Source organism: Streptomyces sp. NPDC086080 (genome assembly GCF_044540255.1).
GTDB lineage: Bacteria > Actinomycetota > Actinomycetes > Streptomycetales > Streptomycetaceae > Streptomyces.
In genome coordinates, this window is sequence record NZ_JBITRU010000011.1 from 171496 (window position 1) to 197086 (window position 25591).

Annotated in this window: 26 protein-coding genes and 1 pseudogene; 14 read left to right on the plus strand and 13 right to left on the minus strand. The window is 73.4% G+C overall.

The genetic code is table 11. The features are described 5' to 3' along the window. Positions 1-30 precede the first annotated feature (30 nt). A pseudogene (locus ACIF9R_RS16245) lies at positions 31-546 on the minus strand (hypothetical protein); the annotation flags it as partial. On the opposite strand from ACIF9R_RS16245, the gene ACIF9R_RS16250 reads away from it, so the two are divergent. After that, positions 533-1024, plus strand: a complete 492-nt coding sequence (locus ACIF9R_RS16250) for a hypothetical protein (protein WP_399979879.1) — start codon at positions 533-535, stop codon at positions 1022-1024. The pseudogene ACIF9R_RS16245 and the gene ACIF9R_RS16250 sit on opposite strands and share 14 nt — an antisense overlap. Before the next feature lie 13 nt (positions 1025-1037). On the opposite strand, the gene ACIF9R_RS16255 is transcribed toward ACIF9R_RS16250, so the two are convergent. Next, the gene (locus ACIF9R_RS16255; RefSeq protein WP_399979882.1) at positions 1038-1253 is read right to left on the minus strand and encodes a dodecin; all 216 of its coding nucleotides are present in this window, start codon (positions 1251-1253) and stop codon (positions 1038-1040) included. Between the two features lie 230 nt (positions 1254-1483). On the opposite strand from ACIF9R_RS16255, the gene ACIF9R_RS16260 reads away from it, so the two are divergent. Further along, positions 1484-2737 (plus strand): extracellular solute-binding protein, encoded by a 1254-nt coding sequence (locus tag ACIF9R_RS16260; protein ID WP_399979884.1) that lies wholly within the window; start codon positions 1484-1486, stop codon positions 2735-2737. A 67-nt stretch (positions 2738-2804) separates the two neighbouring features. On the opposite strand, the gene egtD is transcribed toward ACIF9R_RS16260, so the two are convergent. The 4 genes from egtD to egtA are packed head-to-tail and all read right to left on the minus strand — an operon-like array spanning position 2805 to position 7205. Further along, positions 2805-3767: an L-histidine N(alpha)-methyltransferase gene (gene egtD / locus ACIF9R_RS16265; protein WP_399979887.1), complete on the minus strand. Its 963-nt coding sequence runs from the start codon at positions 3765-3767 to the stop codon at positions 2805-2807. Then, positions 3764-4567 carry an ergothioneine biosynthesis protein EgtC gene (gene egtC / locus ACIF9R_RS16270; RefSeq protein ID WP_399979889.1) on the minus strand — a complete coding sequence of 268 codons (804 nt, stop codon included), beginning with the start codon at positions 4565-4567 and terminating at the stop codon, positions 3764-3766. The genes egtD and egtC overlap by 4 nt, the downstream gene beginning before the upstream one ends. After that, the gene (gene egtB, locus ACIF9R_RS16275) at positions 4567-5883 is read right to left on the minus strand and encodes an ergothioneine biosynthesis protein EgtB (protein WP_399979892.1); all 1317 of its coding nucleotides are present in this window, start codon (positions 5881-5883) and stop codon (positions 4567-4569) included. Before egtB ends, egtC begins: the two co-directional genes overlap by 1 nt. After that, on the minus strand, positions 5880-7205 hold the full coding sequence (gene egtA, locus ACIF9R_RS16280; RefSeq protein ID WP_399979894.1) for an ergothioneine biosynthesis glutamate--cysteine ligase EgtA: 1326 nt from the start codon (positions 7203-7205) through the stop codon (positions 5880-5882). The genes egtB and egtA overlap by 4 nt, the downstream gene beginning before the upstream one ends. Positions 7206-7504: 299 nt before the next feature. On the opposite strand from egtA, the gene ACIF9R_RS16285 reads away from it, so the two are divergent. Further along, positions 7505-8434: a TIGR02452 family protein gene (locus tag ACIF9R_RS16285; protein WP_399979897.1), complete on the plus strand. Its 930-nt coding sequence runs from the start codon at positions 7505-7507 to the stop codon at positions 8432-8434. Here the strand turns inward: ACIF9R_RS16285 and ACIF9R_RS16290 are convergent. Together ACIF9R_RS16290 and ACIF9R_RS16295 are read right to left on the minus strand one after the other, a co-directional pair. Further along, entirely contained in the window at positions 8388-8843 is a 456-nt protein-coding gene (locus tag ACIF9R_RS16290; RefSeq protein ID WP_399979899.1) for a type II toxin-antitoxin system PemK/MazF family toxin, read from the minus strand. The genes ACIF9R_RS16285 and ACIF9R_RS16290 overlap by 47 nt on opposite strands. Positions 8844-9343: 500 nt before the next feature. Beyond that, the gene (locus ACIF9R_RS16295) at positions 9344-9760 is read right to left on the minus strand and encodes a pyridoxamine 5'-phosphate oxidase family protein (RefSeq protein ID WP_399979901.1); all 417 of its coding nucleotides are present in this window, start codon (positions 9758-9760) and stop codon (positions 9344-9346) included. A gap of 210 nt (positions 9761-9970) precedes the next feature. Between ACIF9R_RS16295 and ACIF9R_RS16300 the strand changes: the two genes are divergently transcribed. From ACIF9R_RS16300 to ACIF9R_RS16310, 3 genes are all read left to right on the plus strand, one after another. Next, on the plus strand, positions 9971-10507 hold the full coding sequence (locus ACIF9R_RS16300; protein WP_399980000.1) for an isochorismatase family cysteine hydrolase: 537 nt from the start codon (positions 9971-9973) through the stop codon (positions 10505-10507). A gap of 46 nt (positions 10508-10553) precedes the next feature. Beyond that, positions 10554-11351, plus strand: a complete 798-nt coding sequence (locus tag ACIF9R_RS16305) for an aminoglycoside adenylyltransferase domain-containing protein (RefSeq protein ID WP_399979904.1) — start codon at positions 10554-10556, stop codon at positions 11349-11351. A gap of 154 nt (positions 11352-11505) precedes the next feature. Further along, a complete protein-coding gene (locus ACIF9R_RS16310) occupies positions 11506-11934 on the plus strand; it encodes a VOC family protein (protein ID WP_399979907.1) in 429 nt (142 codons plus the stop codon). Positions 11935-12144: 210 nt separating this feature from the next. On the opposite strand, the gene ACIF9R_RS16315 is transcribed toward ACIF9R_RS16310, so the two are convergent. After that, positions 12145-12600: an archease gene (locus tag ACIF9R_RS16315; RefSeq protein ID WP_399979910.1), complete on the minus strand. Its 456-nt coding sequence runs from the start codon at positions 12598-12600 to the stop codon at positions 12145-12147. A gap of 79 nt (positions 12601-12679) precedes the next feature. Here ACIF9R_RS16315 and ACIF9R_RS16320 point away from each other — a divergent pair, with 79 nt between their 5' ends. Further along, positions 12680-13327, plus strand: a complete 648-nt coding sequence (locus tag ACIF9R_RS16320) for a phosphoribosyltransferase (protein ID WP_399979913.1) — start codon at positions 12680-12682, stop codon at positions 13325-13327. A gap of 16 nt (positions 13328-13343) precedes the next feature. Here the strand turns inward: ACIF9R_RS16320 and ACIF9R_RS16325 are convergent, their stop codons facing one another. Beyond that, the gene (locus tag ACIF9R_RS16325; protein ID WP_399979915.1) at positions 13344-14534 is read right to left on the minus strand and encodes a CaiB/BaiF CoA transferase family protein; all 1191 of its coding nucleotides are present in this window, start codon (positions 14532-14534) and stop codon (positions 13344-13346) included. A gap of 208 nt (positions 14535-14742) precedes the next feature. After that, positions 14743-15339: a TetR/AcrR family transcriptional regulator gene (locus ACIF9R_RS16330; protein ID WP_399979917.1), complete on the minus strand. Its 597-nt coding sequence runs from the start codon at positions 15337-15339 to the stop codon at positions 14743-14745. 265 nt (positions 15340-15604) lie between these two features. On the opposite strand from ACIF9R_RS16330, the gene ACIF9R_RS16335 reads away from it, so the two are divergent. The 4 genes from ACIF9R_RS16335 to ACIF9R_RS16350 are packed head-to-tail and all read left to right on the plus strand — an operon-like array spanning position 15605 to position 20448. Beyond that, a complete protein-coding gene (locus tag ACIF9R_RS16335; RefSeq protein ID WP_399979919.1) occupies positions 15605-16162 on the plus strand; it encodes a (2Fe-2S)-binding protein in 558 nt (185 codons plus the stop codon). Next, the gene (locus ACIF9R_RS16340; RefSeq protein ID WP_399979921.1) at positions 16159-17154 is read left to right on the plus strand and encodes an FAD binding domain-containing protein; all 996 of its coding nucleotides are present in this window, start codon (positions 16159-16161) and stop codon (positions 17152-17154) included. The genes ACIF9R_RS16335 and ACIF9R_RS16340 overlap by 4 nt, the downstream gene beginning before the upstream one ends. Continuing rightward, on the plus strand, positions 17151-19280 hold the full coding sequence (locus tag ACIF9R_RS16345; RefSeq protein WP_399979924.1) for a xanthine dehydrogenase family protein molybdopterin-binding subunit: 2130 nt from the start codon (positions 17151-17153) through the stop codon (positions 19278-19280). Before ACIF9R_RS16340 ends, ACIF9R_RS16345 begins: the two co-directional genes overlap by 4 nt. Further along, positions 19273-20448, plus strand: coding sequence for an XdhC family protein (locus ACIF9R_RS16350; RefSeq protein WP_399979927.1), 1176 nt, complete (start codon positions 19273-19275; stop codon positions 20446-20448). The genes ACIF9R_RS16345 and ACIF9R_RS16350 overlap by 8 nt, the downstream gene beginning before the upstream one ends. A 604-nt stretch (positions 20449-21052) precedes the next feature. Here the strand turns inward: ACIF9R_RS16350 and ACIF9R_RS16355 are convergent. Continuing rightward, entirely contained in the window at positions 21053-21616 is a 564-nt protein-coding gene (locus ACIF9R_RS16355; RefSeq protein ID WP_399979930.1) for an NAD(P)H-dependent oxidoreductase, read from the minus strand. Between the two features lie 122 nt (positions 21617-21738). On the opposite strand from ACIF9R_RS16355, the gene ACIF9R_RS16360 reads away from it, so the two are divergent. The 3 genes from ACIF9R_RS16360 (at position 21739) to ACIF9R_RS16370 (ending at position 25116) form a co-directional block, all read left to right on the plus strand. Next, positions 21739-22401 carry a TetR/AcrR family transcriptional regulator gene (locus ACIF9R_RS16360; protein WP_399979932.1) on the plus strand — a complete coding sequence of 221 codons (663 nt, stop codon included), beginning with the start codon at positions 21739-21741 and terminating at the stop codon, positions 22399-22401. 117 nt (positions 22402-22518) lie between these two features. Beyond that, complete coding sequence (locus ACIF9R_RS16365) at positions 22519-23556, plus strand: LacI family DNA-binding transcriptional regulator (protein ID WP_399979935.1); 1038 nt, start codon at positions 22519-22521, stop codon at positions 23554-23556. A gap of 126 nt (positions 23557-23682) precedes the next feature. Next, positions 23683-25116 carry an aldehyde dehydrogenase family protein gene (locus ACIF9R_RS16370; protein WP_399979937.1) on the plus strand — a complete coding sequence of 478 codons (1434 nt, stop codon included), beginning with the start codon at positions 23683-23685 and terminating at the stop codon, positions 25114-25116. Between the two features lie 30 nt (positions 25117-25146). On the opposite strand, the gene trxA is transcribed toward ACIF9R_RS16370, so the two are convergent. After that, positions 25147-25542 (minus strand): thioredoxin, encoded by a 396-nt coding sequence (gene trxA / locus ACIF9R_RS16375; protein ID WP_399979940.1) that lies wholly within the window; start codon positions 25540-25542, stop codon positions 25147-25149. Positions 25543-25591: the final 49 nt, after the last annotated feature.

Here is a 25591-nt window from a genome sequence, read left to right on the forward strand (position 1 = left end):
CGGCGCGTCGTGCCGTTCCGGAGCCCGGCGAGCGAGGCGAGCCTCCGTCCGGTAGGAGTCCAGCAGCGCCTCCCGGTCGTAGGTGGTGGTGGCGACGGTAGAAGCCGCGTTCCATGGCGGTCATGGAGAGCGCCTCGACGTGCTCGGCGGGCGGCAGCGGCGGGAACGTGCCGTGCGTATGGGAGTACGCCATCGACCACGCCTCCGGGATCAGCAGCCGCCGGGCCCGCTCGGCGGTGCCGGCCACCGCGATCGTGCCCGAGACGACGACGTACGGCCCGGCGGCCCACGGCGAGGGACGGAACTGTTCGCGGTAGCGGTCGATCCCGGACCGGCGACCCCCGGCACCCCGTGGTGCTCGGACACCCGGAACCGGTGGTATCCGAGCCGCTCGATCTCCTGAGCCAGGGAGACTGTGTCGCGCAGCGCCTCGGGGCCGGTGTGCCCCGCGCCTGTACGGGACCGGTCGAGGACGGGTTCGACACCGGGCGGCCGGGGAGATCCCTCCCCGCCGGTGACTAAGGTGGGCTGCGTGACCGACCGCACCGAGCGGCCGCTGGCCGTGTTCGATCTCGACAACACCCTCGCCGACACCGCGCACCGGCAGCTCTTCCTGGAGCGCCGACCGCGCGACTGGGACGGCTTCTTCGCCGCGGCGCCGCAGGACCCCCCGCTCGCCGAGGGGGTCGCGCTGGTCCGGGAGAGCGCGAGGGAATGCGAGATCGTCTACCTCACGGGGCGGCCGGAGCGTTGCCGCCGGGACACGCTGGACTGGCTCACCGCCCAGGGACTGCCCGAGGGCGACGTGTTCATGCGTGGCAACACCGACCGCCGGCCCGCCCGTCACACCAAGCTGGCGATCCTGCGCCGCCTCGCCCGCACCCGGGAGATCCGCGTCCTCGTGGACGACGACGAACTGGTCTGCCTGGACGCCCGCCGGGCCGGTTTCACCGTCGTCCAGGCACGCTGGACCGCTCCGTCGGGGGAGCTGAAGGACGCTCAGGAGCGCGAAGGCCGGACCTGAGCTCAGGCCGGGCTCAGCCGGTCTCCTCCAGACGGAAGCCGACCTTCAGACCCACCTGCCAGTGCGCGATCCGCCCCTCCTCGATCTGGCCGCGCATCTGGGTCACCTCGAACCAGTCCAGGTGGCGCAATGTCTGCGACGCACGCTCGATGCCGTTGCGTACGGCCGCGTCGACGCCCTCGGGCGAGGTGCCGACGATCTCCGTGACCCGGTAGGTGTGCTCCGACATGCTGCCGCTCCTCTCCCCGGCGGGCCGTCCGACCGCACGGCGCGCCGCTCGTGTCCCACGTCCTTCCACCGTGCCCCACCGTGCCGCGGAGCGCGACACGGCGCCCGCGTTCGGCCGACGGCCTTGACCTACTCATTGGTCCATACCAAGATGCTGGACACCCGCCCGAGCTCACGCTCGCCCCCCACGTCGGGACCCGCCCTGTCCGTCAGACAGAAACAGGACCCCTCGTGAGACGCCGTCTGCTCGCCCTCGTCTGTGTGTCCGCAGCCCTGTTCAGCGGCTGCGGGCTGATGCCCGACAGCGAACCGGATCGGCGCACGGTCACCGTGTGGTTGATGCAGCACAGTGCCTCGCAGGAGTACCTGGACCGCTTCACGGCGGAGTTCGAACGCGAGCACGCGGGGCTCGAACTCGACATCCGCGTCCAGGAATGGACCGGCATCGGCGAGAAGGTGCAGGAGGCGCTGCGCTCGGACCGGGCGGACGGACCCGACGTCATCGAGGTCGGCAACACCCAGGTCGCCACGTACGCGGAGGGCGACCGGCTGGTCGACCTCACCCTGGAGTCCATGCGGGACTGGGGTCGCGACGACTGGCTGCCCGGCCTCGCCGAACCCGGCCAGTGGGGCTCCCAGCAGTACGGCATTCCCTGGTACGCCGCCAACCGCGTCGTCATCTACCGCAAGGACCTCTTCCGGCAGGCCGGTATCACCGGCCTGCCGAAGAACCGCGAGGAGTGGCTCACCGTCACCGAAAAGCTCAACACCGGTGGCGACCAGGGCATTTACCTCGCCGGACAGGACTGGTACACCCTCGCCGGCTTCATCTGGGAGGAGGGCGGCGAACTCGCCACGGAGCGGGACGGCGTCTGGCACGGCACGCTCGACAGCCCGGCGGCGCTGCGCGGCATGGACTTCTACCGCCGGCTCCAGGCGCTCGGCGAAGGACCGGTCGACTCCGACGAGGAACACCCGCCGCAGGCAGGAGTGTTCGCCGACGGCCGAGTCGCACAGATCGTCGCCGTACCGGGACTGGCCGGCGCCATTCTGCAGCAGAATCCGGAACTGGAGGGCGAACTGGGATACTTCCCGGTCCCCGGCAAGGAGACCGGCACGCCCGGTGCCGTCTTCACCGGCGGCTCCGATCTCGTCGTCCCCGCGAAGACCGATGTCAGGGACGCCGCCGTCGAGGTCGTCGCCGCGCTCACCGGCGCCCGCTGGAACACCGAACTGGCCCGCACCATGAACTACGTCCCCAACAAGGCCGGCCTCGCCGGCTCGGTGGCGGACGAGGCGGGGGTCGCGGCCATGGCGGCCGGAGCCGCGCAGGGCCGGGCGACCCCCGGCACACCCCGGTGGAGCGCCGTGGAGGCGGACAACCCCATCAAGGAGTACATGACGAAGGTGCTCACCGGCGCCGACCCCGCCACGGAGGCCGAACGCGCCGCCAAGCGCATCACCGAGGCCCTGGCCTTCGACTAGGGCCTGTGGCGAAAGCGGTGACGCGCCCGGCGCCGCTCCGGTCAGCGGGCCGCGCTCACCACGTCACTCACCGGACCACACTCAGTGACAGCGCGAACCGCTGTTCCGCGTCGGTCCACCACCGGATCAACTCCAGGCCCGCCACCGACAGTTCCCCATGGACTCCCTCCTGCCGGAACTTCGCCGACACCTCGGTGCGCAGCTCCTCGCCCGCCGCGAAGTCCACGGCGAGTCCCAGGGCGGGGATCTTCACCGTCTGCGCCGTACGGGAGCGCAGCCGCATCTCGATCCACTCGTGCCGGGCGTCCCACACCGCCACATGGCCGAAGGCCCCCGGATCGAAGTCGGCGCCCAGCTCGCGGTTGATGACGGTCAGGACGTTCTTGTTGAACGCGGCCGTCACGCCCGCCGCGTCGTCGTACGCCCGGACCAGCACCCCCTCGTCCTTCACCAGGTCGGTGCCGAGCAGCAGGGCGTCGCCCGGGGCGAGCAGGGCGTGGAGGGAGGCGAGGAACGCGGCACGCTCGGCGGGCAGCAGATTGCCGATGGTGCCGCCGAGGAACGCCACCAGCCGGGGCCCCGGCGTGCCGGGCAGGGGCAGCCGCGCGGTGAAGTCGGCGATCAGCGCGTGCACGTCGAGCCCCGGCCGCTCGGCGGCCAGCGCCCGCCCCGCCCGGGTGAGGGCGCTCTCGCTGACGTCGACGGGGACGTACGTCCGCAGCCCGGTGAGCGCGTCGAGCAGGTACCGCGTCTTCTCCGAGGACCCGGAGCCCAGTTCGACCAGGGTGCGGGCCCCGGACGCCTCGGCGATCTCACCGGCGCGGGTGCGCAGGATCTCGCGCTCGGCACGGGTCGGGTAGTACTCGGGCAGCTGGGTGATCTCCTCGAAGAGCTCGCTGCCCCGGGCGTCGTAGAACCACTTCGGCGGCAGCGTCTTGGGGCTGCCCGTCAGGCCCTCGCGGACGTCGGCGCGCAGGGCGGCGCCGGTGGTGTCCTCGGGCAGCGTGCGGGTGAGATGGAACGGACTCACGTGAGGGGCTCCCTCGAAGGTGCGGGTGCGCCGGCGGACGACAGGGCGTCACCGGGCTCCTTGAGCGGGGTCAGCAGGACGTCCGTGGGGCTCGCGGCGAGCAGGGTGCGGTCGGGGACCTCGCGCCAGTGCGGGTCGTCGTCGTAGGGCTCGGAGGCCACGACGGTGCCGCCGCCGGTCCGCGTCAGGTACCACAGGGTGTCGCCCCAGGCGGTCGCGGTGACGGTGTCCCCGTTGGTGAGCAGCAGGTTGAGCCGGGCCCCGGGCGCCGACGCGGCGACCTCCAGGACGGTGTCGGCCAGTGCCTGCCCCTCCTCGTCGCCGGCCCGCAGCCGGGCCAGCACCAGTGCCCACACGAACGCGGAGTCGTTGCGGGCCTCCAGCGACAGCACGTCCTCGGCCGGCAGGGACCGGACCAGCGGCGCGAGCGAGCCCGGCCAGCCGGGCACCGCCCCGTTGTGGCTGAACAGCCAGGTCCCGGCCGTGAACGGGGCCGCCGCGGCTTCCCCGTCGGCGCCCGAGAGGGTGGCGTCCCGCACGGCGGCCAGCAGCGTCCGGCTGCGGACGACGCGGGCGAGATCCGCGAAGGACCCGTCCGCCCAGACGGGCCCGGAGCGGCGGTACCGGGCGGGCACCGGGTCGTCCTGCGCGTACCAGCCGACTCCGAAGCCGTCGGCGTTGACCGTGCCGTACCGCTGCCGTCTGGGCGCCCAGGACTGCCGGTACAGGCCGTGCGGGGGCGTCACCAGCAGTTCGCCCAGCGGCTCCTCGGGCCCCAGGTAAGCGAGGTGACGGCACATCAGACGCTCTCCGAGCGGGCCGTGCGGAACCCGGAGAAGATCTGCCGCCGGATCGGCAGGTCCCAGTTGCGGAACGTGCCCCGGCAGGCGACCGGGTCCACGGCGAACGAACCGCCCCGCAGCACCTTGTGGTCCGGACCGAAGAACACCTCCGAGTACTCCCGGTACGGGAACGCCCTGAAGCCCGGGTACGGCAGGAAGTCGCTCGCCGTCCACTCCCACACGTCACCGATCAGCTGCCGGACCCCGAGCGGCGACTCACCGGCCGGATAGCTCCCGGCGGGTGCCGGACGCAGGTGCCGCTGACCGAGGTTGGCGTGCTCGGGCCCAGGGTCGGCGTCCCCCCAGGGGTAGCGCAGCGAGCGATCGCCGGCCGGGTCGTGGCGGGCCGCCTTCTCCCACTCCGTCTCGGTGGGCAGCCGGCGCCCGGCCCACCGGGCGTAGGCATCGGCCTCGTACCAGCACACGTGCAGCACCGGCTCGTCCGCGGGCACCACCTCGGTGACACCGAACCGGCGGCGCAGCCACTGCCCGCCGTCCCGGCGCCAGAACAGCGGCGCGGTGATGGAGTTGCGGCGGATGTGGGCCCAGCCCTCGGCGGCCCACCAGCGGGGCTCGTGGTAGCCGCCGTCCTCGATGAACGCCTGGTACGCGGCGTTGGTCACCGGCGTGGTGTCGATCCGGAAGGGGGCCACCTCGCGCCGGTGCGCGGGGCGTTCGTTGTCCAGGGCCCACGGCTCGTCCGAGGTGCCCATGGTGAACGGCCCGCCCGGAACCAGGACATCGGGCGGACCCGTGAACAGGGGCACCGGCCGCGGGTCCGGGGCGGTCAGGACCCGTGGACCACGGCGCAGCTGATGGGTGATCAGCATCGTCTCGTCGTGCTGCTGTTCGTGCTGAGCGATCATCCCGAAGGCGAAGCCCGCCTCCGTCAGCCGCGTCCCGTGGAACGCGGCGCCCTCCAGCACGTCCAGCGCGCGGCCGCGTACCTCGGCGGCGTACCGGCGCGCTTCCTCCGGCGGCAGCAGCGGCAGGCTCGGGCGTTCGGCACGCGGGTGCTCGAAGGCGTCGTACAGGCCGTCGATCTCGGGCCGTATCGCCGCACGGCCGGCGACGGCCCGCAGCAGCCACTGCTCCTCCTGGTTGCCGATGTGTGCCAGGTCCCACACCAGCGGCGACATCAACGGCGAGTGCTGCGCGGTCAGATCGGGCTCCTCGACGCAGGAGGTGAGGAGCGTCGTACGGTCCCGTGCGGTGACGAGCGAGGCGACCGCGCGCTCGCGCAGGGCTTCGGCGTCGAGGGCGGGGTCGGTCATGAGGGGGTGTCCTTCCCGTGCGAGGGCGCGTCGTGCCGGTCGGGGCCGGCGCCGGCCGTCGTGCGCAGTCCGTCGAGCAGGTCGTCGGCCGGGCAGCGGCCCCGGGCGACATAGCGGTCCCGGAACGCCTCCACCGCGTCGACGACCTCGGTGTCCGAGCCGATCCGGGGCAGGGCACGCAGCGCGGCCGAGAAACAGGCGGCGGCCACCTCGCGCAGCTCCGGGTCGGCCAGGCCGACCCGGGCGGCGTCCCGCCAGAGCGGATTGTGCGGTGCGGGCATGCCGTGCGTCCGCTCGGCCAGCGGCTTCACCGTCCGGTAGGCGGTCTCGGCCGCCTCCGGGTCGTCGAACAGCGCCGCCGTCACGGCCAGCGGCACGATCCAGCCGTGGTCGCCGGGCTGCGCGTCGATCATGCGCAGCTCCAGATGCCCCCGTGGCCTGACCGGAGGGAACAGCGTCGTGGAGTGGTAGTCGAGGTCGTCCCGGGTGGGCGGTCGGGGCGCCCGGGACCTGGTCCAGTCGCGGAAGGTCATCCCCTCGGGCACCTGCCACGGTCCGCCGTCGTCCCGTACGCACATGACCGGCGCGTCCAGTACGTGCCGGGCCCAGGCGCCGCGCGGGGCCGCGTCCAGTACGGGGCCGCCCGCCCGGCCGGCGCCGATCTGCGTCCAGCGCAGCTGCCGCGTGGACAGCCAGCCGGTCGGCCGGCCGCCGGAGAGGGGGGAGTTGGCGAACACGGCGACCAGCACCGCGCCCAGCTGGTGCGCCAGCCACCAGCGCCGCACATGGCCGAGGGGGCCGGGCTCCTCGTGCCCGGCGTCCACGCACACCTGCACGGAGGCGGAGGCACACATCATGAACCGCCCGGCGGGTCCTTCGCGGTCGAGGGAGGCCTCCATGGCGTCGTAGCGAGGCTGCCGCAGAAAGCGGCGGGGCATGTGCCAGGGGTCGTGACCCAGGCCGACCAGGACGAGGCCGCCGGGGCGCAGTACCGCGCGGACGGCGTCGAGGTCGGCGGAGACGGTGGCGACGCACTCCGTCAGGGAGGCGGCGGGCGGCGAGCTGAGCTCCAGCTGCCCGCCGGGCTCGACGGTGAGCGCCGACCTCAGGGGCACGGTTCGCAGGGCGGCGTAGGCCGCTTCGAGTCGTTCGGGTGACACGGGGAGCCGCGGATCCCGCAGCTCGCGGACGAGCCATTCCACCTCGACGCCGAGGAGGCGCGGCGGTCCCGTCTTGAAGCAGATGCCCCGCACCAGGGCTTCCACCTCGGCTTCCGTGACAGTGGTGGGTGGCTGTGACCAGCCGTCTGCCGCATCGGACATGCAGGGATCCTCCTGAGATTCCACCATGTCGCCGACCGGATGTTCGATGGTCCCGGCCGGCCTCAACCCGTCCACCCAAAACCTTCGCGTCGCGGGGCACAAGAGCGCCTGGCGGGGCGTTCCGGATCGGTCATGCTCCCGTCCGGCCTGATCCCGGGCGGTTCTCCGCGCGGTCCCGGGCCTTCCGGGGAGGTGGTAACTCCGTTGCGCGGCATCACCAGCATCGCTCACGATGCCTGCATGAGCACGACGAGCGGGCCCGCGCGGCGCGCGGCCACGGCGGCTACGGGGGTGGCGCCGTGAGCGCGCGCCTGCGTGGTATCGCCCGGGAGACCGAGCGGAGCGTAGCCGGAGCGAATGGGGGCGCCCCCGTGCCCGGAGGGCTACGGGGGAAGATCGTGGCGGCGGGAACCTACCGGGCACCCGCGGGACGCCGGGTGTCCGTCGCCGAGGCGGTCGGGGCGGCGGCCCGCGGAACGCGGATGTACGGCCCCGAAGCCCTCCCTGCCCCGGCGTTCCGGCCGGCGGGAACCCGGTTCGAGGTCACCGGTGAGAGCAGCCTCGCGGCCGCCCGGCGGCTCGGGGACGGGGCAGCCGTACTGAACTTCGCGTCCGCCCGGAATCCCGGCGGGGGCTACCTCAACGGAGCCCAGGCCCAGGAGGAAGCCCTGTGCCGCGCCTCCGCGCTGTACACCTGCCTGCTGCGGGCCCCCGGTTTCTACGAGCACCACCGCACCCACCGCGACCCGTTCTACACGGACCGGGTGATCCACTCACCGGCCGTGCCCGTCTTCCGCGACGACCGCGGCAGCCTCCTGGACGAGCCCTTCACCGCCGGTTTCCTCACCTCGCCGGCGCCCAACGCCGGAGTGATCCTGCGGACGGCACCGGAGCGGGCGGGCGAGCTGCCGCGCGCCCTGCTGGTGCGGGCCGGGCGGGTGCTGGAGACCGCGGTGGTCCACGGCTACCGCCGGCTGGTGCTCGGGGCCTGGGGCTGCGGGGTGTTCCGCAACGATCCGGGACAGGTGGCGGGGGCGTTCCGGACCCATCTCGCGCCGGGCGGAGGGTTCGCAGGGGCCTTCGACCACGTGGTCTTCGGCATTCTGGACCGCGGCCGTGACAGCGCGGTCCGCGCCGCGTTCGAGCAGACGTTCGCGGACCTGCTGCCAGGTCCGGCGGCGGTCAGCTCCAGCCGTAACGCTCCCGCAGCCGCTGACGTACGAGGTTGAACCGCATCCGGTCCAGGGCGCAGGCCTCGCGGCGCATGCCGTCCTCGTGCAGCCGCAGCACCCGGTCCACGGCGACCCACGAATCGCGGCCCGACCGGTCCCACGGCCCGCTGCCGATCGGCACCCACTCCCGCTGCCCGTCGCGCCGCCGACTGGACAACTGCACGGCGAGGACCGTCCCGCCCGCCTCACGGGCGACGACGAGCACCGGACGGTCCTTGCCCCGTCCGTCGTTCTCCTCATAGGGCACCCAGGTCCAGACGATCTCCCCGGGATCGGGGTCACCGTCGTGCGCGGGGGAGTACTCGGTGCGCACGGGGCCCACCTCACGGGGCTCGGCCTCGACGGTGGCGGAGGGGCCGTAACGACCCGGGGTGCTCTCGGTGTTCTCAGGGCTGAAGGCGGTCACAACCGTACCGTACGGCACGGGGAATCCGGCGATCCCCACAGGGGAGACAGCCCACGAGGCTGCGCTCTGCCGAGGCGGTCCGAACAGGCCCCTCCGCCGGTCCGGCGGAACCACCCACCCCGGACTGCGGGGACGCACTGCCGTGATCGGCCGCACCACCCGGCGGTACGCCGTCCCGGCCCCGGGCAGGACCTCTCGCCGCTTGCCGGCCGGCGCGCCCGCCTCACCCGCACGGCGCCGGGGAGCCGGGCAGGCCGCAGGGACTGCCGCGTGGCTCGGGCGCGCCGTCGCCTGCCGCGGAGGTGGCGTCCGTGGGAGGCCGCGGTCACCGACCCTGCCGAGGACGAGCGCCGGCCGCGGGTGGCCCACCGCCTTCCGCCCTGGAGACCCTGCCCGTGCGGGATTCCCGGCACGGGCACAGGCACGGGCACGCTCGGCACCACCGCCTGCCGTAAGGGCCGTACGGTGGTGCCGGCGCGCCGGTGACGCGGTACGCGACGTCAGCCGGGGATGCCCGTGAGCTCCCGGCCCGTCACCATCTCGGCCTCGATCCGGACGTATACGCCGTCGTCCATCGGCATCCAGGTCCGGGGGCCGGCCCGCAGCAGGCGCTCGTGCTCGGCCGGGTCGGTGACCACGGCCGCCCGGCCCGTGACCACCACGCTCCAGCCGGCCCGGCGCTCGGGGTGGAAGTCGTCGGCCTCGAAGGCCACCACGACGCCGTCGATCGCCTTCACGAGATCGGAGGCGGCGGAGGTGCACAGCACCACCGAGGAGTCCGTGTCCAGCGAGAAGTTGACGGGCAGGACCGCGGGCAGCGCGTGCCGGGTGTAGACGACGCGACCGACCGGTGCCTTCGCCAGCAGGCGCAGGCACTCCTCCCGGTCGAGCAGTCGGAAGCCATCCTTGTGGATCATCCGTCCATCGTCTGCCACGGCATCCGGCGGGACTAGGGCCCAACGGCCCTGATGTGCGCCGCTGAGGCCCAGCGGGTGGGAGCTGGAGCGGCGGAGGAACGTCATCCGCACCCAGCGGCCCTCCACCGGTCGGGCCGGGACGCGAGATGCCCGCTGTCAAGGGTGGAATGCGACATGCCTGACCGTTCCCGCGGGTGGAACCCTGAGGGCATGGGCACCACCGCGCTGATCGTCATCGACATGATCAACACCTATGACCACCCGGACGCCGAGCAGCTGATCCCGTCCGCAGAATCGGTCGTACCGGCCGTGTCCGCCCTGCTGGAGCGGGCGCGACAGCGAGACGTACCGGTGATCTACGTCAACGACAACTTCGGCGAATGGCGCTCCCACCACGGCGAACTGCTCGACAAGGCGCTGTCGGGACCACACGAGCACCTGGTGGAACCCCTGCGGCCGGACGACTCCTCCCTCTTCGTCGTCAAGGCCCGGCACTCGGTCTTCTTCGAGACCCCGCTGGGCTATCTGCTCAACCAGCAGGGCATCGACCGGCTCGTGCTCTGCGGCCAGGTGACGGAGCAGTGCGTTCTGTACTCCGCGCTCGACGCGCACATCAGGCATCTGGACGTGATCGTCCCGCGTGACGCCGTCGCCCATATCCACGCCGACCTGGCGGACGCCGCCCTGCGGATGATGGAACGCAACATGGGAGCGCGGGTGTGCGACAGCGATGAGCTGTGGACCTGAGGGAACCGGCCTCCGGGGTGCCCGAGGCGCGGCGGGCACCGGTCCCATGAGCCGTTCGCCCGCCCCGCCGCGCGAGGTCCGTCCCTACCTGGACGAACTGGTCCACCGCACCCGCGCCGTCTGCGGCCCCCGCCTGGTGAGCGTCCTCGCCGTCGGGTCCCTCGCGCTCGGCGACTACCGGCACGGCCGCAGCGACATCGACGTGACGGTGGTGGTGGACGGCTCGCTGCCGCGGCAGGCCCTGCCCGAACTGGCCGCCGCGCTGGCCCACCCCGCCCTGGAGTGTCCCGCGGCCGGACTGGAACTGGTCGTGTACCCGGCCGGTTTCACCGCCCGCCCGTCCGGCGGAGCGGGGTACCTCATGGACCTCAACACCGGACCGTCCCTGCCCGAGCGGGTCAGCTACGACCCCGGCAAGGCGCCCGCGTTCTGGTACGTCCTCGACCGCTCCGTCGCCCACCAGTCCGGCCTCCGGCTGACCGGCAGGCCGGCACGGGAGGTGATCGCCGCGCCGGACCGGGCCGGCGTGCTCGACGCGCTCCGCGCCTCGGTGCGGGAGCACGCCGAGGGCGGGGGACACACGGCCGACAACCGGATCCTCAACGGCTGCCGCTCGGTGGTGTACTGCCGCTGTGGCCACTGGCTCGCCAAGCGCGGGGCGGCCCGGATCGTCGCCGCCTCCGAGGCGGAGTTCCGGCCACTGATCACGGACGCGCTGCGCAGCTTCGAACGCCCTCGGGGGTCGGCGCTCGCGCTGCCCGGGCCGGCGGTACGGGGCTTTCTGGAGTGGGTGGCGGGCCGGGTGGAGGCGGCGGCCGGGGCCGAAGGGAGGCAATACACGTAGGCGACGGCCCGGGACCGGCTGTGGAGTGGTGCCCGGATACCCGCTCGACAGCCGCCCGCCGGGCTGTCTAGGCTCTGCCGCGCGGCATCGCGTGTCGGTCACCGGCTGGGTGAGGCATGGAGGCGCCGCGGATGCCCGTGGAGGCATTGCCATCGTGTCCGTCGAGTTCAACCACACCATCGTTCTCACCCCTGACCGGGAGAAGTCCGCCCATTTCCTCGCCGGGATCCTCGGACTGGAGGTCGGGGAACCCGCCGGGATGTTCCTTCCGGTGACGACCGCCAACGGCGTCACCCTGGACTTCGCGACCGTCGACATCGACATCCCGATGCAGCACTACGCGTTCCTCGTCTCGGAGGACGAGTTCGACGCGATTCTCGCCCGGCTGGTAGGGGCGGCGGTTCCCCTCCAGGCGGACCCGCACGGCAAGCAGCCCCGCCGCATCAACCGTCACGACGGGGGGCGGGGGGTGTACTTCCGGGATCCGGCGGGTCATGGCATCGAGGCGATCACCCGTCCCTACGGCACCGACCCGGAGTCGCCGCTGAACGGTGTCACCGAGGAGGTCCCCGGGGCGGTCTAGCCGGCGTGCCGGCCGGGGCGGGGAGGGGAGGCGTTTCCGCCCCGGCCGGTGGGCTCGACGGGGGCGAGGGACCGGTGGTGGGCCCGCGGCATCGTCGGGTCCTCGCCCCGCCGAACCTTCCCGCTCCCGAGCGCCCTGCTCCCGGACCCTGCTCCCGAACCCTGCTCCCCAGGCGCCGAAAGGGCCGCGTGCCCGGGTCGTATCGACAGGTCAGCCGTCCACCGTGATCGCGCACGACCAGCCGTAGGGGCCCGGGCCGATGCGCAGCTCCTCCCAGGCCACGGCTGTCGGCGCCGCCCCGGTGAGGCGTACGTCGGACAGGGGCGCGAGGACCAGGCGTACGTCGAGGCCGTCCTCGGCCTCGACCGCCTCCACATCGACCGGTACCTGCCCGTACGCGTCCAGCCGGTAGAGGATCTCGTCGAGCAGCGCGGCCAGCAGATCGTCGTCACTGGCCTCGTCGAGCCGGACGCGGCCCACGCCGGTCGGTCTCACCCCGGAGACGTCCGCGAAGCACTCCACCATCGCCGCCACCGCCTCCGCCAGGCAGTTCTCCCGGCTCGTGGCCCACGCCTCGATCCGGACGTCGTCCTCCTGCGCCACCGCCCGGTGGCCGCTCGCGTCCGGCCGTCGCTCCTGCCCGTATGCGCCCGTGTCACCGGCCATGCACCACGACTGCCCGAGGCACGCCCGCCCATGCCGGGTGGCGGTGCTTCGTCATCCGGGGAGTGGGTACGCGGGTGTCATGCGGTTCCGTGATCGCCGGCAAGCCGGCCGTGAACTGGCCGCACGGCTGCGGGAGAGGCAGGTCGGGGGAGCCCTGCCCGACCCGGTCGTGCTGGCCCTGCCCCGGGGCGGCGCGACCGTGGCGGCGGAGGTCGCCACGGCGCTGGACGCGCCGCTCGACGTCCTGGTCGTACGGAAGGTCGGCGCCCCCTTCCACGAGGAGTTCGGCGTCGGCGCGATGGCCGGCGACGGGGTCGCGGTGTTCGACGACGACGCCCTGCGCCATCTGGGCCTGAGCGAGTCCGACCTCGCGCCCGTCGTCGAGCGTGAGCGTGCCGAAGTGCGCCGCCGCGAACGGCTCTACCGAGGGGGCCGGCCTCCTCCCGAGGTGCGCGGGCGGACCGTGATCGTCGTGGACGACGGACTGGCCACCGGCTCCACCGCCCGCGCCGCGCTGCGCGCCCTGCGCGCGCGGGAGCCCGGGTATCTCGTGCTGGCCGTCCCGGTCGGGGCGCCGCAGGGCGTGGCGCTGATGCGCGGCGAGGCCGACGAGGTGGTGTGTCTGTACGAGCCGGCCGCGTTCATGGCCGTCGGCCAGTGGTACGAGACGTTCGACCAGCTGACGGACGAGGACGTGCTGGGGGCGTTGCGGGAGCGGCAGACGTAGGCGCGGGGTCACCTGCTCAGATCACGGAGTCCGCGCGCAGGACCTCGATCTCCTCGGGACCGTGGCCCAGTTCCGTCAGGATCGCCTCCGTGTGCTCGCCCACGGCCGGCACCGGGTCCATACGGGCCGGCACGCCCGCCAGGTCGGCGGGCGGAAGCAGCGCCTCCACCGTCGCGCCCGGTACCGCCACCTCACGCCAGCGGTCGCGTGCCGCGAGCACCGGATGGCCGAGGAACGCGTCGACGTCGTTGACCCCGGCGCAGGCGATGCCGATCGCCTCCAGATCCTTCAGCAGCTGCCCGGCGTCGTCGCGGGCGAAACGCTCCGCGACGATCGCGTTCAGCTCGTCGCGGTGTGCCACGCGGTCGGAGCCGGTCGCGAACCGCGGATCGTCGGTGAGCTCCGGCCGGCCGAGGAACCGGGCGCACAGGGCCGCCCACTCCCGTTCGTTCTGGATGGAGAACAGCACTTCACGGCCGTCGGCGGCCCGGTAGGTCCCGTAGGGGGCGATCGTGGCGTGCTGGGTGCCCAGACGCGGCGGCTGGGCGCCGCCGTAGCGGGTGTAGTAGGCGGGCTGGCCCATCCACTCGGCCAGCGCCTCGAACAGGGACACCTCCACCGGATGGACCGTGCCGGTCGTGGCGCGGGTGTACAGCGCGGTGAGCACGCCGCTGTACGCGTACATCCCGGCGGCGATGTCGGCGACGGAGATCCCCGTACGGGCGGTCCCCTCCGGCGTCCCGGTCAGGGACACCAGGCCCGTCTGGCACTGCATCAGCAGGTCGTACGCCTTGCGGTCGGCCCACGGGCCGCTGGTGCCGTAGCCGGAGACGGTGCAGGGGATCAGCCGGGGGTGGCGGCGGGTGAGTTCCGCGGTCCCCAGACCGAGCCGGTCGGCGGCGCCCGGTGCGAGGTTCTGCACGAACACATCGGCGTCCTCCAGCAGCCGGCGCAGGATGGCCAGGCCCCGGGGATCCTTCAGGTCCAGGGTGAGGGATTCCTTGGAGCGGTTGAGCCACACGAAGTAGCTGGAGTGGCCGTGGACGGTCGTGTCGTACCGCCGGGCGAAGTCGCCCTCGCCCGGCCGCTCCACCTTGATCACGCGTGCGCCGAGATCGGCCAGCTGCCGGGTGGCGTAGGGCGCCGCCACCGCCTGCTCCACGCTGACCACCGTCACCCCGGACAAGGGGAGTCCGTGCACGTCCACGCCTCCTCGCCTGCTCCGGCTCCGATCACCGGCTTCGATTAGTACGGCCCGGGCGAGCCGCCTGTCAACGGCTGCCCCGTCCGGGTCACCCACTGCCCGTCCGGGTCACCCACCGGCCCGGCCGTGCGCGGGCGCCGGCCGGGTGTCCGCGCCCGCCCGCTCGCGCGGAAACTTGGCCCGGCCCCGTGCGCGCGGCGTCCGCCGGGCCCTACCGTCCGGGTGCCCCCACGCGCAGGCCGTCCATGATGAGGTCCAACAGCCGGGTGGCGCGCGGCTGCCAGTCGTCGGCGGGGTCGAGTTGCCAGAGGCCGCCCATGGCCAGGACGAGGTCGTCCGCGGTCATCCCCGGGCGGATGGCCCCGGCTTCCTCGCAGCGGCGCAGCAGGAGTCCGGTCGCCTCGACCAGCGAGTTGTGGGGCGGCTTCTCGGGGCTCCCCGGCCCGCTGGTGGCCTGGCGCAGGGCGTCGGCCAGTCCGGCCTTGGTCATCGCGAACCGGGTCAGCCGGTCCATCCACTCGCGCAGCGCGCGGTCCGGCTCCCGGCTGGTCAGCAACTCCTCCACGCTGTCGGCGACCTGTCGCATCTCGTGCCGGTAGATCTCCAGGACGAGTGCCTCGCGGCTGGGGAAGTTCCGGTAGAACGTGCCCTGCCCGACGCAGGCCTTCTTGGCGATCACGCTCAGTGGCGTGTCCGCCGAGCGCGTCAGTTCGGTCAGCGCCACTTCCAGGATGCGCTCCCGGTTGCGCTGGGCGTCCGCACGCTGAGGTGCCTCCGCGCGCCGGGATACGTCCTTCTGATGCCCCACTCGTCCTCCTCACGGGCCGTGGCCGAAACCCGTCCTTGTTAACCGGACGACTGTCCACTACGTTTTCGGTAACGGACAGCTGTCCGCTTCGAGTCCATCGTATCGGTGGACCCCGGGCGGCCGTGGCATGCGTCGACGACCGGCGTTCCCGGCCCCCCACATGCTCCCGAACGCCGCCTGCCGCGTACAGCTCACCCCCCGAGGCCCCACGTCATCGACCCGTCCGTCTTCCAGATCCCGCAGAGCCCCTGAAAGAAGGCTGCTCATGGCTCCCTCGACGTCCAGCACCGTCACCCTGAACATCAACGGCGAGAAGTACACGCTGTCCGTCGACCACCGCACCACCCTGCTCGACGCTCTGCGTGAGCGGCTCGACCTGACCGGCACCAAGAAGGGCTGTGACCAGGGGCAGTGCGGCGCCTGTACCGTCCTGGTCGACGGCCGCCGCAGCGTGTCCTGTCTGCAACTGGCCGTCGCCTCCGACCAGCGCGAGATCACCACCGTGGAGGGCCTGGCCGAGGGGGACCGGCTGCACCCCGTGCAGCAGGCGTTTCTCGAGCTGGACGGGTTCCAGTGCGGTTACTGCACACCCGGCCAGATCTGCTCGGCGATCGCCCTCATCGAGGAGCACGCCGCCGGCTGGCCCAGCGCCGTCACCGAGGACGTACGGCCACCGGCGGGGCCGCCACCCCTGACGCCCGAGGAGATCAGGGAGCGCATGAGCGGCAACCTGTGCCGCTGCGGCGCCTACGGGCAGATCGTCCAGGCCGTCGCCCGCGCCGCCGCCGGGACCCGTACCGAGGCCGTGGAGGCCGCCGCATGAGGGAGTTCGACTACCGGCGCGCCGACGACGTCTCCGGAGCGGTGGCGCTGCTCGGCGCCGGCCCCGAGGCCCGCTACCTCGGCGGCGGCACCAACCTCGTCGACCTGATGAAGACGGGCGTGGAACGCCCGGCCCGGCTCGTCGACGTCCGCTCTCTCCCGCTCGACCGGATCGAACCGGCCGACGACGGCGGACTGCGCATCGGTGCCACCGTCACCAACAGCGACCTCGCCGTACACCCTGGGATCCGCGAGTGCTACCCGGCCCTCACCCAGGCCGTACTGGCCGGCGCCTCCGGACAGTTGCGCAACATGGCCACCGTCGGCGGCAATCTGCTCCAGCGCACCCGCTGCGGCTACTTCACCGATGTGACCAGGCCCTGCAACAAGCGTGTGCCCGGCAGCGGTTGTCCCGCCGCCGAGGGCGGTGAGCACCACAACCACGCGGTCCTCGGCGCCTCCGACCACTGCGTGGCCGTCCACCCCTCCGACATGGGCGTGGCGCTCACCGCCTTCGACGCGGTCGTCTCGTACGAAGCCGCCGACGGGCCGGGGGAGTCGCCCCTGACCGACTTCTACCTGCCGGTCGGTGACACCCCGCACCGGGAGACCGTCCTGCCGCCCGGCGCGCTCATCACCCACGTCACCCTGCCGCCCGCCCGGGTCGCCGCCCGCTCCCGCTACCGCAAGGTCCGTGAACGGGCCTCGTACGCCTTCGCGATCGGCTCGGTCGCCGCCGCCCTCGACATCGCGGACGGCGTCGTGTGCGACGCGCGTCTCGCCCTCGGCGCGGTCGCCTCCCGGCCCTGGCGGGCCCGTACCGCCGAACGCGTCCTGACCGGTGCCCCGGCGACCGCCGAGTACTTCGCCGCGGCCGCGGACGCCGAACTCGCGGCCGCCAGGCCGCTGCCCGACAACGCCTACAAGGTGACCCTCATGCGCAACCTCGTGGTGACCGTACTGTCCGAACTCGCCGAGGAGGTGGCTCGATGACCACGCTGACGACCGGTGCGCCGACCACGGGCGCGGTCGGCACCGCGCACACCCGCGTCGAAGGCCGGGACAAGGTCACCGGCGCCGCCCGCTACGCCGGCGACATCCCCTTCACCGGTCTCGCCCACGGCTGGCTGGTGCTGTCCACCGTCGCCCGCGGACGGATCGTGTCCGTCGAAACCGGACCGGTCCTGGACATGGCGGGCGTGCTCACCGTCCTGCACCACGGGAACGCCCCGCGGCTGGAGACCGACTACGTCGGCATGCTGGGCGCGCTCCCGGACCCGACGGCCGCGGTCTTCCAGAACGACCGTGTCCCGCACGCCGGCTGGCCCGTCGCCCTGGTCGTCGCCGAGACGTCGGAGCAGGCCCGGGAGGCCGCCGAGGCCCTGGTCGTCACCTATGAACAGGAGCCGCACGACATCGCGTTCGCCGTCGGCCGCCCCGACGCCGAACCCGTCGACGGACATCTGCCCGCCCTGGCGGAGAAGGGCGACCTGGAGGCCGAACTCGCCGCCTGTGCCCATCTGGTGGACGTCGAGTACACCACGCCCGAAGAGCACCACGCCATGATGGAGCCGCACGCGGCGACCGCCCTGTGGGACGGTGGCCGGCTCGAGGTCGTCGACTCCAACCAGGGCACCACCTGGGTCGCCGACGAACTCGCGCGGATGTTCTCGCTGGACGCGTCCGCCGTGCGGGTGCGCTCCGAGCACATCGGCGGCGGCTTCGGCAGCAAGGGCGTACGCGCCCACCAGGTGTCCGCCGTGATGGCCGCCACCGCTCTGCGGCGCCCGGTCCGCGTCGTGCTGACCCGCCGTCAGATGTTCTCGCTCACCGGCCACCGCAGCCCCACCATCCAGCGGATCCGGCTCGGTGCGGAACCCGATGGCCGGCTGCGCGCCCTGGACCACCGCTCGCTCAGCCGGACATCGACGGTCTGGCAGTTCGTCGAACCGGGCGCGGCCGTGGCGCGGACCCTGTACGACGCCGACGCCCACCACACGGAGAACCGGGCCGTACGGCTGGACGTGCCCTCCCCGACCTGGATGCGCGCCCCGGGTGAGGCGCCGGGCTCGTTCGCCCTGGAGTGCGCGCTCGACGAGCTGGCCGAGCGGTGCGGGATCGACCCGATCGAGCTGCGGCTGCGCAACGAGCCGGAGCTGGGCCCGATATCCGGGCTGCCGTTCGCCGGCCGCGACCTCGCCGGCTGCTTCCGCGAAGGCGCCCGCCGCTTCGGCTGGGCCGGCCGCGACCCACGCCCCGGCGTGCGCCGCGAGGGACGCCTGCTGCTCGGCACGGGCACGGCCGCGGCCTCCTTCCCCGCGATGGCCATGCCCTCGACCGCGGCGGTGACGGCCGAGCCGGACGGCACCTTCACCGTGCGCATCTCGGCGGCCGACATCGGCACCGGGGCCCGCACGGCGCTCACCCTGGTCGCCGCCGACGCGCTGCGGGTGCCGGTGGAGCGGGTGCGGGTGCACATCGGTGACAGCGACTTCGGCCCGGCGATGATCGCCGGCGGCTCGGCGGGCACCCGCTCGTGGGCCTGGGCGGTCACGGCCGCCGCCGGGGAACTGCGGGAGCGGCTCGTTCCGGGCGGCACCGTGCCGCCGGAGGGCATCACGGCGCGTTCCGACACCACCGCCGCCGTCGGGGCCCTGCCCCAGAAGGAACGGCACTCCTACGGGGCACAGTTCGCCGAGGTCGCCGTGGACGTCACCACGGGCGAGGTACGGGTGCGCCGGATGCTCGGCATCTTCGCCGCGGGCCGGATCGTCAACCCGCTCACCGCCCGTAACCAGCTCGTCGGCGGCATGATCTGGGGCATCTCCATGGCCCTGCACGAGGAGGCGGTGCGCGACAGCGTCTCGGGCGGTCTCCACAGCGCCGACCTGGCCGGCTACCACGTGGCGAGCCACGCCGACGTACCGGCGGTCGAGGCGGACTGGCTGGACGACCCGGACCCCGACGACCCGGTCGGGATCAAGGGCATCGGCGAGGTCGGCATCGTGGGCGCGGCGGCGGCCGTCGCGAACGCGGTCCGGCACGCGACCGGCGTACGCCACCGGAGGCTGCCCATCCGTCCGGACCGGGTGCTGTCGGCGGGCGGTCCTCGTGTTTGACATCGCCGGTGAGCTGCGCAGCCGGCTGACCGAGGGCCGGGAGTTCGCCGTGGCCACGGTGGTGTCCGCGAGCGGCAGCGCACCGCGCGGCCCTGGTGCCGCGCTCGCCGTCGACAGAGACGGCACGGTGGTCGGATCGGTCTCCGGCGGTTGTGTGGAGGGTGCGGTGTACGAGCTGTGTGTCCGGGCGCTCCAGGACGGCGTGACCCGTGTCGAACGGTTCGGCTACAGCGACGAGGACGCCTTCGCGGTGGGTCTGACCTGCGGTGGGGTGATCGACATCATGGTCACCCCGGTTCTCGCGCGGGCCTCCGCCCGGCCCGTGCTGCGGGCGGCGCTGTCGGCCGCGGAACGGGGTGAGCCGGCGGCGCTGGTCCGGGTCGTCGAGGGCCCGGCGGAATTCCTCGGCGGGGCTCTCCTCATACGCCCGGACGGATCGTACGAAGGCGGCCTCGGCGGGAGCGCGGAGCTGGACCGGTCGGCGGCCGACGCGGCGGGTGCCCTGCTGGACGCGGGCCGTACCGGAACGGTGGTCGTCCCGGCGAGCGGCGCGAGAAGGGGGTCCCCCCGGACTCCGCAGGGGGGAGATTCCTCCCGGCTCACCGGGGTGACCCTCTTCGTCGAGGCCTCGCAGCCGCCGCCCCGCATGATCGTCTTCGGGGCGATCGACTTCGCGGCGGCACTGGTGCGGGCGGGCAAGTTCCTCGGCTACCACGTCACCGTCTGCGACGCCCGGCCGCTCTTCGCCACCCGTGCCCGGTTTCCGCAGGCCGACGAGATCGTGGTCGACTGGCCGCACCGCTACCTGTCGAACACTCCGACCGACGCGCGTACGGTGCTGTGCGTTCTCACCCACGACGCGAAGTTCGACATACCGCTGCTGAAGGTGGCCCTGGATCTGCCGGTGGCGTTCGTCGGGGCGCTCGGCTCCCGCCGCACCCACACCGACCGCGCACGCCGCCTGCGCGAGGAGGGCGTGGGGGAGCGGGAACTGTCCCGCCTCCGCTCGCCGATCGGTCTCGATCTCGGCGCCCGCACCCCGGAGGAAACGGCCCTGTCCATCGCGGCGGAGATCGTCGCGTCCCGCCGCGGGGGTACGGGGGCACCCTTGACGGAGTCGGGCACGCCCATCCACCGCGACGGGCGGAACGTGCTGGCGACCGTGTGAGCGAAGACCGGATGCGGATGCGGCCGCGCCGCGGGACCGGCTGGGCGGGGGCGCGGAGGCTTCCCGGCGGGCTCGGCGGCGGAGGCGGTGGCGGTTCGCGACCGGTTCGCGGGGTTTGGAGTGGATGGCGGTGCCGGGCGGGGGCGCGGGGTCTTTCCCGGTGGGCTCGGAGGCGGGGCCGGGCCGGGGCGATCGTGCCCCGATGGGGCCATGCCCCCGCCCCCGGCCCGCAGGCCGCCGGTCGGCGTGTGATGTCCGGTTTCACCGCAGGACCGGGAGCGGCTGTGGCCCTTATGCCGAGGCGTACCCGCCGAGGGGGTGGGAAGCCGCCGGGCTCACGCCCTCCGGCGGCTTCCGATTCCCGCTCTGCTCGGTCCGGGAGGCCGCCGGGCCACGCACCGGCGGCCTCCCGGACCAAGGCGATCGGGCCCTCGCGCTCCGGCGCGGGCCCGGTCCGGCGTGACGGAGCCGGGAGCGGCGTGCGGGACCGGAGGCCCGCGCCGGGGTGGGGGACCGCGGTCAGGGCGGCCCCCGGTGCGTGGTGTCCTCCGGGGTCCGGTTTCACCCGGGGCCGGTGTGAGTGCCCCGGCTGCCGCGGGACGCGTCAGGCGGCCGACGGCTGGTCGGCGAGACCGTGCAGGCGGGTGAGGACCTCGGTCAGTTGCTCGGTGACCTCGGTGTCGTCGGCCGGGTGGGTCGCGGCGAAGCGGGTCACCGAACCGGGGATGGACAGCTTGATGTCCTCGATCACCCGGCCGCCGGCGATCCCCACGGCCTTGCGCGCCTCGTCCTGGGCCCAGACGCCGCCGTACTGGCCGAAGGCGGTGCCGACGACGACGACCGGCTTGCCGCCGATGGCCCCGGCGCCGAACGGACGGGACAGCCAGTCGATGGCGTTCTTCAGGACGGCCGGGATCGTGCCGTTGTACTCGGGCGTGAAGAGCAGCAGCGCGTCGGCGTCGGCGGCGGCGGCACGCAGCTTGGCGGCGGCGTCCGGGACACCGCCCTCGACATCGATGTCCTCGTTGTAGAAGGGGATCTCCGCCAGTCCCTCGTAGAGCGCCACGTCGGCACCCGCAGGAGCGAGCTTGACCGCGGTCTCGGCGAGCTGGCGGTTGTGCGAACCGGCGCGGAGGCTGCCGACGAGGGCGAGGATGCGAACAGACATGGAGAACTCCTGAGGGGGGCTGGAACACGGGAATCAAGAATCCGGACCTGGGTCCGTTTTTCCTTTCTAGCAGCCCAACCGGACCAGGGTCCAGTTTCTTCCCGATGCTTTACGCTGGCTTCATGTCCGCCGCGACACCGCATGTCCCGACACCCCAGGAGCCCGGTCCGTCGCAGGAGTTGCTTCAGCTCGGCGCCGATGCCGACGAGCCCTGCCTGCGCGCCGACGCCGCACGCAACCGCGCCCGGCTTCTGGAGGCGGCCGCCCTGCTCGTCGCCGAGCGCGGCGCCGACTGCATCACCATGGAGGAGGTGGCGGCGGCCGCCCGCGTGGGCAAGGGGACGGTCTTCCGTCGCTTCGGCGACCGCACGGGACTGCTCACGGCGCTCCTCGACCACTCGGAGAAGAAGTTCCAGGCCGCCTTTCTCGGCGGTCCCCCGCCGCTCGGTCCTGGCGCGCCCCCGGTCGAGCGGCTGCGGGCGTTCGGCCTCGCCATGCTGCGCCGCACCGCCGACGAACTGGAACTGCAGCTGGCCGCCGAGGCGGACCCCGGACGCCGCTTCACCGTCGCCCCCCGTCGCGTCCTGCGTCATCACGTCACGCTGCTGCTGCGCGAGGCGGTCCCCGACACGGACTGCGAGGTCCTGGCCTACACGCTGATGGCCCAGCTCGACCCCGCTCTGTTCCACCATCTGATCCGCCAGTGCGGCATGCCCGTGGAGCGGCTGGAAACCGCGTGGACGGACCTGGTCGACCGGATCACCGGCGCCGCGAACACCGGCTGACGGGCTCGGCGCCGAACTCCGGCCGACGGTCCCGGCCGACCCTGCGGAACTCCGGAGGCATTCCCAACTCCCCCGGCGGCAAGGCCCGTTACCGCTTCTGCGAGGATGCCGTACGTCATGGTGCAGATAACGAACCCACCCGCGCCCGCGTCCCCCTCGTCCTCGCGCTCCGTTCCCACGAGCGCCGATGTGGCCCGCCTGGCCGGCGTCTCGCGCGCGACCGTCTCCTACGTCCTGAACAACGCCGGCGCCGTCCGGATCAGCGAACCCACCCGGCACCGGGTCCGCGAGGCCGCCAGGGAACTCGGGTACGTGCCGCACGCCGCGGCCCGCACCCTGCGGGCGGGCCACAGCCGTATGGTCCTGATGCCCGCGCCCGCCTTCCCCGTCGGCCCGCTCTACAGCCAGTTCATCACCGAGCTCCAGGGCGCCCTCGCCCGCCTGGACTACACGGTCGTGCAGTACGGCACCGTCGGCCTGCACGACGACGAGGCCGCCCGCGCCTGGGCGGAACTGCGGCCGGTGGCGGTGCTGGTCCCCGGCTCGGGACTCGGCCCGCGCGGTGTGGAGGTGCTCAAACGCTCCGGGGCCCGGGCCGTCGTCACCCTCGGCCCCGAGCGCGTCGAGGGCGCACACGCCCTGCTCATCGACCACGACGTGGTCGGCCACAGCGCGGGCGCCCACCTCGTCGGCCGCGGCCGACGCCGGATCGGCGTGGTCGTCCCGCGTGAGCCCGGCCTGGAGGCGTTCTCCGCGCCCCGGCTGGCCGGGGTGCGCGCCGCCCTGCTCGGCACCGACGCCACGGTCACCGAGCTGCCCCTCGCGTACGACGAGGGGGCCGCCGCCCGGCTCGCCGCCCGCTGGCGCGGTCTCGGCCTCGACGCCGTGTTCACGTACAACGACGAGTACGCGATGCTGCTGATGCGCGCGCTGCAGGACGAGGGCGTCCGCATTCCCGAGGAGGCCGCCGTGGTCGGCGCCGACAACCTCATGCTCGGCCGGCTCCTGCGGCCCCGGCTGAGCACCGTCCACCTCGAACTGCCGACCGGCCGGGAACTGGCCGGACTGATCGACCGCGCGGTGCGCGACCCGGCCGCGGCACCCGAGGCGCACAAGATGCTCGGCGCATCGGTGGTGCGGCGCGAGTCCAGCTGACACCGTGGGAGACGGCGGGCCGGCGAAGAGGTCGCGATCTCTTCGCCGGGGCCGGCACCAAGGATGCTGCGCTCCACCAACCTGGGTACGCGGACGGATGTCCGCGCCCGCGATCGGAGAGCCCTCATGACGCTGCTCGACCGTACGACCCGGCAGTCCCGACCGCTCACGGGACCCGAACACACCGTCACCGAACCCGCCACCGGTGACGCCCTCGGCACCGTCACCCTCGCCACCGCCGAGGACGTCGAGGCCGCCGCGGAGGCCGCCCGCGCCGCACAGACCGCGTGGGCGAAGGCCCCGCACTTCGTCCGCGCCGGAGTGCTCCGCAAGGCCGGTGACCTGTTCACCGCCCACGCCGAGCTGCGGGAGTGGCTCGTCCGTGAGGCCGGCAGCATCCCCGGCAAGGCCGACTTCGAACTCCATGTGGCCGCCCAGGAGTGCTACGAGGCCGCCGCCCTCGCCTCCCGCCCGCCCGGCCAGGTACTGCCGACCGAGGAGCCCCGGCTGTCGTACACCCGACGGGTGCCGGTGGGCGTGGTGGGAGTGATCGCCCCGTTCAACGCGCCCCTGATCCTGTCCATCCGCTCCGTCGCGCCCGCTCTGGCGCTCGGCAACGCGGTGGTTCTCAAGCCGGACCCCCGCACCGCGGTCTGCGGCGGGCTGGCGCTCGCCGCGGTGTTCGCCGAGGCGGGGCTGCCCGAGGACCTGCTGCACGTCCTGCCGGGGGGAGCGGACGTCGGTCAGGCCCTGGTCGCCGACCCGCACATCCCCGTCATCTCCTTCACCGGCTCCACCGGCGCCGGCCGCGCCGTCGGGGAGGCCGCCGGCCGCCATCTGAAGCGGGCACACCTGGAACTGGGCGGCAACTCCGCGCTCATCGTGCTGGAGGACGCCGATCTCGACGCGGTGATCTCGACGGCCGCCTGGGGCTCCTTCTTCCACCAGGGCCAGATCTGCATGACGGCCGGACGGCACCTGGTCCACGCCTCGCTGTACGACGAGTACGTCGACCGGCTGGCCGCCAAGGCGGACTCCCTCGCCGTCGGCGACCCGCACCGGGAGCAGGTCCATCTGGGCCCGCTCATCGACCGCGGCCAGCTGCGCAAGGTCCACGGCCTGGTGGAGGCCAGCACGGCCTCGGGCGCCAAGCTCGCCGCCGGCGGCAGCCACGACCGGCTCTTCTACCGGCCCACGGTCCTCGCCGACACGAACGACCTCACCCCCGCCTACACGGAGGAGGTCTTCGGTCCCGTGGCTCCGGTACGGTCCTTCGCCACCACCGACGAGGCCGTCGCGCTGGCCACCGCCAGCCCCTACGGACTCTCCCTCGGCATCGTCACGGGGGATCCGGCCCGCGGCCTGGACCTCGCCGACCGCATCCCGACGGGCATCGCCCACATCAACGACCAGACCGTGAACGACGAGGCCGTCGCCCCGTTCGGCGGGATCGCCGCATCCGGCACCGGCTCCCGCTTCGGCGGCGACGCCAACCTGGAGGCCTTCACCGACCTGCGGTGGATCACGGTGCGCTCGGACGTGGCACGGTACCCGTTCTAGGGCTGCTCCCGGCGGCCGCGGGCCGCGGGGTCAGGCGCCGGCGTCCGGCGCCCCGCCCTGCCGCGCCTGCTGCTCGGCGACCTGCTTGCGGACATCGTCCATGTCCAGCTTGCGGGCTTGTCCGATGACGTCCGTCAGCGCGGCCTCGGGCAGGGCCCCCGGCTGGGCGAACACGGCCACCTGGTCACGCACGATCATCAGCGTGGGGATCGACTGGATCCCGAAGGCCGCGGCCAGCTCCGGCTGCGCCTCCGTGTCCACCTTGCCGAACACCAGGTCCGGGTTCTCCTCCGCCGCCTTCTCGTACACGGGTGCGAACTGACGGCAGGGACCGCACCAGGCCGCCCAGAAGTCGATCAGCACGAACTCGTTGTCCGTGACCATCTGGTCGAAGTTCTCCTTGGTGAGCTCCACGGTGCTGCTCATGGCGTGTTTCCCTCTTCCTGGTGGGGGCGGGCCGTCGGCACAACGCGTC